7 protein-coding genes are annotated in these 12,996 nt (G+C 61.1%); 6 read left to right on the top strand and 1 reads right to left on the bottom strand.

Annotated features, from left to right (window positions below):
• Positions 1 to 11 precede the first annotated feature (11 nt).
• Both catC and catA read left to right on the top strand, forming a co-directional pair.
• The gene (gene catC, locus QCE88_RS20660; RefSeq protein WP_309905575.1) at positions 12 to 302 is read left to right on the top strand and encodes a muconolactone Delta-isomerase; all 291 of its coding nucleotides are present in this window, start codon (positions 12 to 14) and stop codon (positions 300 to 302) included.
• A 55-nt stretch (positions 303 to 357) separates the two neighbouring features.
• A complete protein-coding gene (catA, locus tag QCE88_RS20665) occupies positions 358 to 1,311 on the top strand; it encodes a catechol 1,2-dioxygenase (protein ID WP_309905577.1) in 954 nt (317 codons plus the stop codon).
• 92 nt (positions 1,312 to 1,403) lie between these two features.
• On the opposite strand, the gene QCE88_RS20670 is transcribed toward catA, so the two are convergent.
• Positions 1,404 to 2,105: a YafY family protein gene (locus QCE88_RS20670; RefSeq protein WP_309905579.1), complete on the bottom strand. Its 702-nt coding sequence runs from the start codon at positions 2,103 to 2,105 to the stop codon at positions 1,404 to 1,406.
• Here QCE88_RS20670 and QCE88_RS20675 point away from each other — a divergent pair.
• From QCE88_RS20675 to QCE88_RS20690, 4 genes are all read left to right on the top strand, one after another.
• Positions 2,104 to 2,598, top strand: a complete 495-nt coding sequence (locus tag QCE88_RS20675; protein WP_309905582.1) for a VOC family protein — start codon at positions 2,104 to 2,106, stop codon at positions 2,596 to 2,598. The two genes, QCE88_RS20670 and QCE88_RS20675, sit on opposite strands and share 2 nt — an antisense overlap.
• Before the next feature lie 155 nt (positions 2,599 to 2,753).
• Positions 2,754 to 5,921, top strand: coding sequence for a PAS domain S-box protein (locus QCE88_RS20680; protein WP_309905584.1), 3,168 nt, complete (start codon positions 2,754 to 2,756; stop codon positions 5,919 to 5,921).
• Between the two features lie 744 nt (positions 5,922 to 6,665).
• Positions 6,666 to 10,541 carry a hypothetical protein gene (locus QCE88_RS20685; RefSeq protein ID WP_309905587.1) on the top strand — a complete coding sequence of 1,292 codons (3,876 nt, stop codon included), beginning with the start codon at positions 6,666 to 6,668 and terminating at the stop codon, positions 10,539 to 10,541.
• A 128-nt stretch (positions 10,542 to 10,669) separates the two neighbouring features.
• Positions 10,670 to 12,724, top strand: coding sequence for a hypothetical protein (locus QCE88_RS20690; RefSeq protein WP_309905589.1), 2,055 nt, complete (start codon positions 10,670 to 10,672; stop codon positions 12,722 to 12,724).
• Positions 12,725 to 12,996 lie beyond the last annotated feature (272 nt).

Below are 12,996 nucleotides of genomic sequence, written 5' to 3' on the forward strand. Positions count from 1 at the left end.
AGGAGCTGACGATGCTTTTCCATGTACGAATGGACGTGACCATTCCGGCCGATATGCCGGCCGGTGTCGCCGACGAAATCAAGGCGCGCGAGAAGGCCTATTCACAGGAACTCCAGCGCAGCGGCAAGTGGCGCCATATCTGGCGGCTGGTGGGCGAATACGCGAATTACAGCGTGTTCGACGTGGCCAGCAATGCCGAACTGCACGACATCCTGAGCGCTCTGCCGCTGTTCCCCTATATGAAGATTGCGGTGACGCCGTTATGTCGCCATCCGTCGTCCATCCGTGACGACGACGCATGACCTCGCATGCCTGCAAGGCGGTTAGAACATCCCCACATGAATGGAGACATGAATCATGAGCGTCAAAATATTCGAAACGAATGAAGTGCAAGAGCTGCTCAAGGCCGCCACCAATCTCGGCACCGCCGAGGGCAATGCCCGCGCGAAGGCCATCACGCATCGCCTGCTGAGCGACCTCTTCAGGGCAATCGACGAGCTCGACATGACGCCCGACGAAATTTGGGCCGGCGTGAACTATCTCAACAAGCTCGGACAGGACGGGGAAGCGGCGCTGCTTGCAGCGGGGCTCGGACTCGAAAAGTTTCTCGACCTCCGCATGGATGCGGCGGATCGCGAAGCCGAGATTCATGGTGGCACGCCGCGCACGATCGAAGGGCCGCTGTATGTGGCAGGCGCGCTGGTGCGTGACGGCGTGTCCCGCATCGACCTCGATGCCGACGCAGCGGCGGGGCCGCTGATTATCCGCGGCACGGTGAGCGGTCTGGATGGCGTGCCGCTGGCGAACGCAGTGGTCGAATGCTGGCATGCGAATTCCAGCGGCTTCTATTCGCACTTCGATCCGACCGGCGCGCAAAGCGACTTCAATCTGCGCGGTGCCGTGAAGACCGGCGCCGACGGCAAGTATGAATTCCGCACGCTGATGCCGGTGGGTTACGGTTGCCCGCCACAGGGCGCGACGCAGCAACTGCTCGACTTGCTTGCGCGTCACGGCAACCGCCCGGCGCATGTGCACTTCTTCGTCACGCACCCGGACACGCGCAAGCTGACGACGCAGATCAACATTGAAGGCGACCCGCTGATCTGGGACGACTTCGCTTACGCAACGCGTGAGGACCTCATTCCGCACGTGACCGAACGGACGGGGGGCAAGGCGCTCGGATTGAAGGACGACGGCTACAAGGAAATCGAATTCAATTTCGCGTTGACGCCGCTGGTTGCTGGCGTGGATAACCAGCGAGTCAGCCGTGCCCGCGTGGATCTGACTGAGTCGGCGCTGCAGGCATCCTGATGCGGCAAGTGGGTGTACCGGGAAGCACGTGGCGTGGATTCACGCCACGTGCTTTCGACTTTTCGGCGCCTGTCAATCAGTGACCCGTTTCCTCACAACAGATCAACCCCACGCGATTCCTTCATATAACGCTTCCAGCGCGCGACGAGAATCAGTCTTCGTTCGCCGTGTCGCTCATCGAGGAAGTGGATGCTCACGATCCGGTCGGTCCTGAAGTGGCGGAAGGCCTGCCGCAACTCGCACCAGGCAGCCAGCAGACGCGCGGCATCGGCATAGCCGATGAGTATGGGCCAGATCGTTCGCTCGCTCATGCGTCCGGCTTCGTCGCGATAGCGGATTCGCAGCTTGCGGCCGTCGCGGATCCATTCGCGCAACTGGCTCATATCGAGCGTGTCTGCCGAGGCTGTAAGCGGCGCTACCGCGCCGATCGTCGGGTCCGCGATGAAGGGCCGGAGGTGGTCAGGCACGGCCGTCGTAATCTTTGCGATGAGGTCTTTCGCTGCCCGGGAGAGCACTGCGTCGCTACGCTGCGCAACCCATTGGGCGCCGAGCACCGCTGCCTCCAGTTCCTCGGCGGTCAGCATCAAGGGCGGCATGTCGTACTGACGATCGAGCACGTAGCCTGTTCCGGCCTCGCCGCGAATTGGCACGCGCTGCGCCATCAGGTCCGCGATATCCCGATAGACCGTGCGCGTCGACACCTCGAGTTCCTCGGCGAGATTACGGGCGATGACGGGACGCCGTGCGCGTCGCAGAATCTGGATGAGCTGAAAGAGGCGGTCGGATCGGCGCATGCATTCGCTGCTGACAACACGGTGGCAGCAGCACCTTTGTAGGATGGCCGTGACGTCGCACACCCTTGGTGCGAACCCATCACGAGAGGAGAACATGGACTTCGTTTCTACCCGTATTATCACCGACGACATTGCCGGCCTCGTTCAGTTCTATGAGCGGCTCGGCCTGACGGCCACGTGGCTGGCAGACGAGTTTGCAGAACTCGAAGCGCCGTCCTGCAAGCTGGCGATAGGCACGACTCGAACGATGCAGCAGTTCTTTGCCGGCGCCGCGGTGGCGGCGAGCAATCGCTCGGTCATCATTGAATTCCGTGTAGCGGACGCCGACGCCGAATATGAGAAGTTGCAGGCAATGGGCGCTCATATCGAGCAGGCACCGGTCACGCAGCCGTGGGGCAACCGCTCGCTGCTGTTCCGTGACCCCGATGGCAATCTCATCAACTTCTTCACGCCGGTAACGCCGGAGGCGTCGCAAAGGTTTGCGCGGAACTAGTTTGTGTCCCCGGTCGAATTGTTTACGCCGTTGCGCTCAACTTTCTCCATCCGGTGCCGATAAGCGGAAAGTTCGTGCTGAGCGGAGGGGTTGAGCAACGTCGTGGCAACCCGTCATCAGCACATGTCGCCGCAACTCATATTGGCGGAGTGAAGATGCTGCACAATTCGATCAAGTCCTCCTTTACTCCCGCCGATGCGGAAGCGATGGAGCGAACCCTGGGGCGGATCGCCTTCGCGCCCGACGGCAGCATCCTTCGTGTGAACGAGCGCTTCCTGGCGCTGTTCGACTACCAGGGATGGGAACTCGTCGGACGCAATCGCAGCATCTTCCGGCCGCTCGCAGCGGGCGCCGCCGTGCCGGACGAGATCGATACGGTGCTTGAAACCGCCGAACCCTTTTTCGGTGAGATGCAGCAGTTGAAACGCGACGGCTCGTCCTTCTGGACCGAGGTGTCCTGCATCCCGTTCGCGGCCGGGGACGGCACGGTCGGCGAGATCGTCATGCTGGTGCGCGACGTGACCGACCGCATGATGTCGGCCGCCGACGACGCCGGGCAGATCGCTGCCATCAACACGTCGCAGGCCGTCATCCACTTCGCGATGGACGGCACGATCCTTCACGCCAACGAGAAGTTCCTGGACGCGACCGGCTACGGGCTCGATGAAGTCGTCGGCCAGCATCATCGGATGTTTGTCGCCCCCGACGAGGCAAGCGACCCATCTTATGCCGCGTTCTGGGCGCGTTTGCGGGAGGGTTTGCACGCTTCCGGCGAATATCGGCGCTTCAGCAAGGATGGCAGCGCCGTCTGGCTGCGCGCGACCTACAACCCCATCCTCGACCTCGATGGGCGTCCGTTCAAGATCGTTAAGTATGCGGTCGATGTGACGTCGGAGAAGCAGCAGAACGCCGATTTCGAAGGTCAGATTGCGGCTATCGACAAGTCGCAATGCATCGTGACCTTCGCGCCCGACGGCACCATTCTGGATGCCAACCGCAACTTCCTCGAAGCGGTGGGTTATACGATGGAGGAACTCGAAGGCCGCCATCACCGCATGTTCGTCGATCCGGCCTATGCGCACAGTCTCGACTACGAGATCTTCTGGAGCGATCTGGCTGCCGGCCGTCATCGCAGCGGAGAGTTCCGGCGGATTGGCCGCGACAAGCGCGAGATCTGGCTGCAGGCAATTTATAGCCCGGTGCTCGACCAGGATGGCCGGCCTTTCAAGATCGTAAAGTACGCGACGGTCGTCACGCGCGAGAAGCTTCGGCAGGCGGACCATCAAGGCCAGATTGCCGCGATCCACAAGTCGCAGAGTGTGGTTGCGTTCAATGTTGACGGTACGATCCTTGACGCCAACGATAACTTCCTCGATCTGGTGGGGTATCGGCTGTCTCAGGTTATCGGTCGCCATCATTCGATGTTCGTGTCGGCGGAAGAGCGCGATAGCGAAAGTTATGGGAAGTTCTGGCCAGCGCTTGCTGCGGGTGAGTACCAGGCGGGCGAGTTCAAGCGTCTCGGCCGCGATGGCCGGGAGATCTGGTTGCAGGCTTCGTACAATCCGATCCTCGACATGAACGGGCGGACCTTCAAGGTAGTCAAGAACGCCGTCGATGTGACCCAGCAGAAGCTGCGGCAAGGCGATTACGAAGGCCAGATCGCGGCGATCAACAAGTCGCAGAGCGTCGTGTCGTTCGACATGGACGGTAATGTGCTCGAAGCGAACGATAACTTCCTCACGCTGATGGGCTATACGCTGCGGGAGGTGGTGGGTCGGCATCATCGCATGTTCGTCGACAAGGAAAGCGCCGCCCATGCCGATTACGCGCGCTTCTGGAGTGAGCTGCGGGCTGGCACGTTCTTGTCTTCCAAGTTCAAACGCATTGCCGCGAATGGGGCGGAGGTCTGGATCCAGGCGTCCTATAACCCGATCTATGACCTGAACGGCAAGCCCTTCAAGATCGTCAAGATCGCCGCGGACATTACCGCCGACGTGTCCCTCGCCGCGGATCTCTCGCGCGCACAGAAGGAAGTCCAGCACGATCCGGCGACGGGCCTGCCGAACCGCCTCGGCCTGCGCATGTTCATGCGTCAGGTGCTCAAGGCGACTGACAGTGAACTCGCGCTGTTCTATCTGGATCTCGATCACTTCAAGCCGATCAATGACACGTTTGGGCATGATGTGGGTGATCTGGTGCTGCGCACTGTCGCCGCGCGCCTGACGGGAGAGATGAGGGAAGGGCAGTTGGTCGCGCGGATCGGTGGCGACGAGTTTGTGGTTGCGGCATCGAACCTTGCGAGGGCGCAGGTGGTCGAGCTTGCGGAGCGGCTGATCGAGGCTGTGTCGCAGCCGATCGCTCATGGCGAGCGGTGGCTGGAGGTGGGGCTGTCGATCGGTATCGCAATGACGCCGCAAGATACGCTGGAAGAGGATGAGCTTTTTCGCTTCGCGGATGTGGCGCTGTATCGGTCGAAGGGGAATCAGCGTGGTACCTATACCTTCTATGCCGAGGATGCGGAAACTTCCGCCGAGACAGAACGGCATCTCGCGCATGACATGCTGATCGCGATCAAGGCGCGTGAGTTCGACCTTGCTTGCAGCGTGCGCGTTGCGGCGACGAATGCGATTGCGGTTGAGGTTCAGGCGTGGTGGAATCATCCGTCGCTTGGACGGCTCGGTATGGAAAGTTATCTGCGTGTTGCGGAGCAGAGCGGGCTTGTGGTGCCGCTCGGAGAATGGGTGCTGCGGGAAGCCTGCAAGCTCGCGACGCGCTTGCCTGAGGTGACTGTTTGCGTGCCTGTTTTTCCCAAGCAACTGCTGACCAGCGATTTTGCGGAGACGCTGGCATTGGCGCTGCGTGAGAGTGGCATTGACGCGAATCGCCTTGAGCTGCGGCTCGAACGCGGTACGGCACGTGTGAATACGGAAAGCCTCCGCGCCGATCTCGCCAAGCTCAGGGCGATGGGTCTTCGAGTGGTGGCAGATAGCGCGCTTGCCGGTGAAAACGCGCTGTCGAATCGTGCTTCCTGGAGCATGGATCGGGTGACGGTCGATGCGCGTCTTGGGGCGTTGCTCAAGAGACAGATGCATCCGCTTGCAGAGGAGATTGCTGGGGTCGAGGCCAATGACGCCAAGGTAACAATGAGCGGCAAGCGTTACTTCGAGATCGACGCCTCGGCGGCGTTGCGGAGCTTCGTGGTGCTCGATGCGGTCAAAGCGTCGGAGCTAGCGGCGGTGCTGCGGGAGACGAGGAAGAAGATCAAGGGTGAGGGGTGCGGGGAAGAGGGGAGGAAGGTGGGGAGGAAGGAGAAGGTGGTGTGAGAGTGGGGGCGGCCGTTTGGTTGAGAACGGCTGCCTTCCTTTGGCGGAAGATGTGCGGTCTACGCGTATCGGCTCGGGGCGGACAAATCGATGGTCGTCGAGCGACGGACTGTGTTCAACGGGTTCTGGAAACGGTCCCGGTGCAGCAAGATTGAAGCCGAGTCTTCGTCGTAGTCGAGTATGAAGTCAGCAGGGCAGAAGGGATTCGAAAGGCCAGTCGCGGCATAGGCGAAGTCGTTTTTTCGACGAGATGAATCGAATACTCGTAGGAGATGAGGCTCTCGGCGGTGGATGGTGGCTAGGGTAATGATGCGGTCACGAGTCTACCGCAGCTGCTCCGACCAGAATTTGCTGGAGGCGACGGCGGATCGCGGGCACATGGAGGGGGAGGTGCGCTAATCGACCTTAGGAGACATTCGTCGGTCGCGGACCGTGCGGCTGCTGCACGTCTGTTTGCTGTCGTTCGGCGGCCGACATTGGTAATGTGGTACATCGGGAACCGCGGATACGTCGTGACGGCCAGAACGATCATGGCGTTCTTCCCATTGGAAGTCCGCTCTAGGCTGGACAGAGAGTCATTCACGATCGAGTTCTCGAATGACATCTGCGATCGGCGCATGCCATACTTCGCAGCAGAAAGGCGTTCGATGAGTCAGCAGCATGCCTCTCTGGCGCCAGACGCACCGGGTGATGCTGACGCCGTTCCCTTGATCCATGTCGGCTTCGACTATCCAATCCGATTCCATGGCCCCGACAGAGCCCAAAAAGCCGAATCCATCCACCACTGCAGCTTCTGCAACGGCGCCGGCGGAAGGCGAACGCCGAGCACTCCGCGGATATATCGGCCAGTATGAGCGGGCGGGTGCTGCCATCTATGCAGCGCTCGAGCGCGACGAGTTGCTCTGGATCGGCGTCGCCGACCGCACCGCGGGTATTGCCGACGACCTGGTACTTGGCTTCGATGGATTGGTGGTCGGCCACCAGTTCAAGACGTCCAAGTTCCCGGGAACCTTCACTGTTGAGACGTTGTTTACTGGCGCCAATGGCCTCTGGAAGCCCCTTGTTCATGCTTGGCAATGCCTGCGCAAGGACAACCCGGGAAGCCGTGTCGAGATCCGCTTGGTCATCAACGATTTTCCATCGACTACTGACAAGCCAGGCGACGGCACGCCGCCCCACAGCGCGGCATTTCTTGAAGAGTTCCAGCAGCATCCACATCGGTCGCTGGCAGATTGGTACACGCCGGAATGGAACCGACTGATCGATCACCTACGCCAGGAAGCTAGCCTGAGTGATGGCGACTTCGAACAGTTCTTGCACAGCCTCCGTGTGCTGTACGGAGCTGCGGCGGACTTCGTCCAATCGCACAAGCTGAACGCCGAGCAGGCACGACAGGCATCCGAGATTGCCAGCGTACTGCCCAAGCTGGTCGTCGACGCACGCGACAAGGACAGGTGGACGCGTGACGAACTGCTTCGTGAGCTTGGCTGGCGGGATCCCGCCAAGACGCTTCTCATCCATCGATTCCCGGTCGGCGCCTATGTTCAGCGCAACCGCGACACTGAGGTCAAGCTGCTGGCCGCGTTGCAAACCACCGGCCAGGGCTACGTCTCACTCATAGGTCCGCCTGGTGCCGGGAAATCCACCCTCCTACAGGTGGCGCTGGCCACCGAAGCAAATATCCGGCTCGTCCGCTACCTGGCGTACGTGCCGGGCGCTGCCCAGGGCGTGGGTCGCGGAGAGGCCGATAACTTTCTGACCGATGTCGGCACGCAGTTGCGCAACAGCGGTTTGATCGGACTGCGTCTTCGTGATGACTCGCTGCATGAGCGACGCGAACAGTTCGGCGTCCTGGTGCGGCAGGCGGGGGAACGCTTTGACCGCGACGGGATCCGAACGATCATCGTCGTCGACGGGCTTGACCATGTGCCCCGCGAAGAGCGGCCAACCAATTCGCTGCTGGGCGAGCTACCTCTTCCCGTAGCCATCCCGAACGGGGTTGTGTTCGTCCTCGGCACGCAGCGGCTGGATCTCGCGAATCTGAAGCCCGCCGTTAAGGAACAAGCGGAGAAGAGCGAGCGGCTGGTCCTCATGAGCCCCCTCGGCCGCGAGGACGTCGTCCGGATGGCGAATTCGCTTGGCCTGCCTGCCGACATTCCGCGATTGGAGTTGAGCAAGCTCACGCATGGCCACCCGCTGGCAACGCGCTACTTGATTCAGGCACTGATGCACGCGGACGAAGTTGGCCGCAAGCACCTGCTCAGTGGCGCGATGCCGTTCGAAGGCGACATTGAGACCGTGTATACCGCAGCCTGGCGCGAAATCGCAAGCGACAGCGATGCCATGGACGTGCTGGGCTTCATCGCCCGAGCCGAGGCGCCCATGGACCTGCGGCTGCTGGCCACGGTGGTCAAGGAGTCCGCGATTGAACGCGCCCTGGTCGTTGCACGGCACTTGCTCCGCAGGTCACCCCAGGGATGGAGCGTCTTTCACAACAGCTTCAGGCTGTTCGTCATCGCTCAACCGCGAACCCGCCTCGGAAGTATCGAAGTCGAATATTCTCAGCGCGCGTATCGCGACCTCGCCGAGCTGGTGAAGAACGCGCCGCAACAATCGGCGCAGCGATGGCTTGAGCTGCGCTACCGTGCCCGTGCGGGCGACGGTGCCGATGTACTTGCACTAGCGATGCCCGCCCACTTCAGGCGGCAGCTAGCTGACGGGCGTTCTATCGTCGAAATCCACGCCGATATCCGGCTGGCTCTGCTAGCAGTGCGTGGAACGTACGATACGACCGCCTTCACACGGCTACTGCTGTGTCGTGACGAAGTGGACCGGCGCGAAACAGCCCTTGAGTATGCCAACCAGCTTCCGCTGGCGATGCTGGCGGTCGGGGACATTGATTCAGCTCTTTCTTTCGTGCAGTACTTCCCCACGCAGGGCTACGAGGTTGTCGACGTCCTGTTGAATAGAGGCGACTTCGAGCGCGCGAAGGAGCTATTTGAAAGTCTCGAACCACTATCGCAGCTCCATACGTCCAAGTTCGAGAACCACGGGCACGAGCACAACATCAAAGAATTCGAGAGGTGGGCGAGGCGCGCCGTCCATTTCCGAGACACAGAGCAGGTCAAGGCAGCGATTGACCACCTCGCCGCAGAGGGGCTACGCGAGCCCGAAAAGCCGGATCCAGAAACTGTCGTCGCGCTGCGCCGGCATTTGAGGAGGGAAGCCGCAGAGGCGACGCTCCTTCAGAAGGTTGACGTCGATCCACAAGAACTCTGCAGCAAGCTCGGGGTAGCCGACGAAGACAAGCCGTCTGTGATGGTTCGCGCGGGGCTTGTGGCAAGTCGGCGTGGCGACATCGCGCAAGCGCTTGCCCTGTTTGACGCCGCTACCGCCCTTCCTGGCTTCGGAGAAGTGTCCAACGGCTACCGCCGCCGTGTGGCAGTGATTGCATTCCAAGCTGGCCGTCGTGACCTAGCCGAGGCTCTGTTCGACAAGTTGGTCGCACCGATGATCTCCATGTGCGACGACGAGGTGGACCTGGCTGGGCTGGGTTATCTGGTCGGCGCGGTGATGCATCACGCGAGGCTTTGCACGCTGCTCAACAAGCCGCTGCCAAGCGCGACAACGTCGAAGCACTCCTTCCTTCATCCGTTTCAGCAGCACGCGTCGACGATAGGCGTGCTTCTAGGTCGCGCCGCTGTCGACGACGCGACCGTGCAGGCTGGCAGCATCCAGGCCGAAGCCCGCGCTGCCCTTGGGTACTTGCTACGTCTGACGTCAGAAGCCGGTAGCGAGTCATATCGCATCCGGCAGGCCTTCAAAGCGATCCCCGTGCTGGCACAAGCGCTGCTTAGGCTCGGCGCCGAATGTGGCGAGGATGAGTACCGCGCCGTACTTCGAGAAATTGACGCAGCCATCGCCTCATCGATGCTGGGGGGCACTGCATACCTGCGGCGCCGGTTGGCCGTCGATGCGTATCGGGTTGATGGTGACCGCGCGGGGGCCGTCGACCGGCTCAACGACCTCGTGACGGAGCTTCAGGAGCGCACGCCGAGCGAACAGATAGACGGGTTGGCGGATCTGGCCATCGCGTTGGCTGCGGTCGGGGACGTAGAACGGGCGAAGCAGTTGCTTGCGACAGTTCCCGAGCAATGCCTTGGCTACGCGCTGGCTCCCAAAAAAGACCCACAGTACGCAATCTGGCGGGACATCTTGGTCCTTGCGAACACCGCTGACCCGGAGAGCCGTGTCAAACGGGTCTCAAACTTGATGCGGCAGGTCGGCGGCATGACCGAAACGGAAGGGTCGTCGGCCGCGCATCGCCTGACGATGTCGCTCATTGAAGAAGCGATGCAGGTCGGGCCTCGCTTCGGCTTCGAGGTGTCAAAGACACTGGCGTATTGGCATCTGATTGGCTGGCCGAACCGCGTCGACCTGCTCATGACGGGGATGGCGCGGCGAAGCCCTGACCTCGTCTTACCTTGCGCCACCGTCTGGTGCGGGCTCTGCCTACCGTTCTACATCGAACCGCACTACCGGGATCCGTACCACGTCGGCGACTTCATCGACAGCGCCGCCGACGCTGCAGGCCCCGGCCAGATGAGCCGCTCACGCTGATGCTATTGGGGGCGATCGAGGTAGCAAGCAGAGCACACGAGAGGGTCGGACTGCTCCAGCGCCTTCGCACCGCGGCCGGAAGACATGAGTTCTCGTCCTCGGAGCTTGACGCCGCTGTAGCCCGATGGATGTCAGAAGCGCCGGAACCTCGACACTCGTCTACGTCGAGCAAGTACGACTCGGAGGCCACTCTCGAGGAACTTGAACGCGCGTTTGAAGCGGATGGCGACAAGCTGGACTACAACGCGCCGTACCGTTTCAGAGATCTGGCCGAGAAAGCTCCGCTTAATTTGGTGCGGAGGATGTTTGAGCGTTGGCAGGTTTTGCGGGACGACGCGCGCTGCCGCTTCCTGATGGTGAGGCGGTTAGCTGCGGCGGGTGAGGTTGAGTACGTCAAGAAGCTGATTCAGGGCTACGAGACAAGCAAGGACCCCAGGAGCTCCTGGAGCCAATGGATGGGCGGCGGCAAGTTCCTCTACTTTGAGGCGAAGAAGCTCTTGGAGGGACCGTCCACGTCCCTTGTCGCCTTCGACAACATCGTCGATTCAGTGACGGCGGGCAAGGAGAGTACTCAGTCGCTGCTGACAGAGCTGGATTCGATATTGCCAGTAATCAGCGCGACGCCGGACTGGCCGGCCATCTGGTCGCTGCTTGAGGAACAGATGGCCTGCACTCGCGAGTTCCAGCTGGGACGGTCATTCCAGCCGAGCGAGCTACCACTCAGCGACACGGATCTTCTGGAGGACTTGCTGCACTTTGCCTATCGGCTGCCCGTTGCCGAAGTTCAGCGACACGCACGCAACTGCACGCTGCGCTTGGCAGGGCAAGCCGGACACGGTCAAGCTTTGTTCAAGTCCCTTATGCGGCGACTTCTAACCGGCGATTTCGATGCCCCCTTGCAAGGGCTCGGAACGCTGCTGGGTGTTGACAGCGCGGGCCTTGCACCTGAGCTGGGCACTGCCGTGGCTGCGTTGGTCAGTCACCGCGATATTTCGGTAGCAGAGTCAGCCGCGCTCTTGTCGCATCGGTGGGGGCTGGCAGTATCCATGGACGCGAAGCCACTGCCGTTCTTCTATAGCCTCGAACTGGAGGCCCCCTCAGAGGGCGACCATGCCTTCATGGACGAGAGAACTGGTGCGATGCGAGTCGAGTCGCCGCTTGGCTGGACTCAGATGCTGCGCTCGACAGCAAAGCACCTTGCACAGGCAGCAGGCATTGACGAGATGACAATCCGCCGGCGCGCGGCGATGCTCATCCAAGATTGGGGCGGACTTGAGGCATTTGGGCCTTCTAGTATCAAAAGGCTTGAGGCTCAGCTTCGCGCCCTAGACATGCAGATCACATACCTGAAGCCCCATGCCTACATTGCGATTACCGCGCTTCGCCACGTCGCGGGAGAACTGCGGCTAGCCGGCAAGCTGGACGGCCGCGACAGGCCGACGCTGTTGGAGCGTTTGGGTTGCCCTCTTCCGCCTCGGCCGCTGAAGCTCCCGCAAGTGCGCCCCGAATGGATCCGCATGCCGCTGTTTGACCGGCATGTGGCTTGGTCCGAGCGAGAGAAGAAGTGGGTTGAAGAGGTCGACAGCGACGTTGCTTCCTTCCCGGCACACCACGATGGCCAAGTCGTAGCCGAGATATCGCGTATCAAAATTTTTAAGCCACGCCAGTCCGAGCATCGCCTCTACCGATTTCGAGCACCCTCAGCACAAACCGACAGAGAAGACTTCGACCAGTGCTATGCCACGCTTCCAATCGCTGTCTGGCTTGGCCAGCACATCGCCCTCGACAATGAACTGGCGCCAACGCTGGTAAGACGAGTTGTTTGTTCTGTGGACACGGGCTTTGACGCAGCGCCCTATCCGTTCGCGCTGTGCCCGAACTGGGTTAAGAGGCTTCGCTGGCGCACGCATGACGAAGAACCGAGCGTCTTCCTTAACGCAAGCGGGGTTGTAGTCGCAAAGCTCTATTGGTGGCGTGACGCCGGCCCGGTTGACATCGATGCGGAGTCTCTGTGGGGCGAGGGATGCTACCTCGTTCTGACACCGACAGGCATCGAACAGCTCACCGCTACCAGTGGAACACTGGCCTTGGTCATCAACGTGTTTGCAAGCAGGCAGATCAAGCAGCCAAGCCACGACGGGCAATCTCTCCTAAAGACGGCGAAAAACAGCTACTCAGTCTAAGCCGTCCACATTCAGCTGACCGCGATCGCTGCAAACCAGACATTGGGAATGAAATGCGAGCGGCTGCAACGGGTCGTGACGACTCGTTCAAATTTTCCTCGAAGCAAACTCAACCGTACTGCGTCGTCAACGACCGCAATCCGAAGTGCAACGGCCGCAAGTCGGGGGAACCGCGAGGGTCCGCAAAGGCCGAACAAGAGACGATAGGCTGGCGCCGCACCACAACCTTCATCTATAAACAACTGCCTCTTCTGCTCGACTGTGCGAACGCG

It is taken from the genome of Caballeronia sp. LZ035, from assembly GCF_031451175.1.
Taxonomy (GTDB): Bacteria; Pseudomonadota; Gammaproteobacteria; order Burkholderiales; family Burkholderiaceae; genus Caballeronia.

What these genes read in the sequence shown, in the direction of transcription:
- catC (WP_309905575.1), top strand. Translation starts at nt 12, where the DNA reads ATGCTTTTCCATGTACGAATGGACGTGACCATTCCGGCCGATATGCCG.
- catA (WP_309905577.1), top strand. Translation starts at nt 358, where the DNA reads ATGAGCGTCAAAATATTCGAAACGAATGAAGTGCAAGAGCTGCTCAAG.
- QCE88_RS20675 (WP_309905582.1), top strand. Translation starts at nt 2,104, where the DNA reads ATGCATTCGCTGCTGACAACACGGTGGCAGCAGCACCTTTGTAGGATG.
- QCE88_RS20670 (WP_309905579.1), bottom strand. Translation starts at nt 2,105, where the DNA reads ATGCGCCGATCCGACCGCCTCTTTCAGCTCATCCAGATTCTGCGACGC.
- QCE88_RS20680 (WP_309905584.1), top strand. Translation starts at nt 2,754, where the DNA reads ATGCTGCACAATTCGATCAAGTCCTCCTTTACTCCCGCCGATGCGGAA.
- QCE88_RS20685 (WP_309905587.1), top strand. Translation starts at nt 6,666, where the DNA reads ATGGCCCCGACAGAGCCCAAAAAGCCGAATCCATCCACCACTGCAGCT.
- QCE88_RS20690 (WP_309905589.1), top strand. Translation starts at nt 10,670, where the DNA reads ATGTCAGAAGCGCCGGAACCTCGACACTCGTCTACGTCGAGCAAGTAC.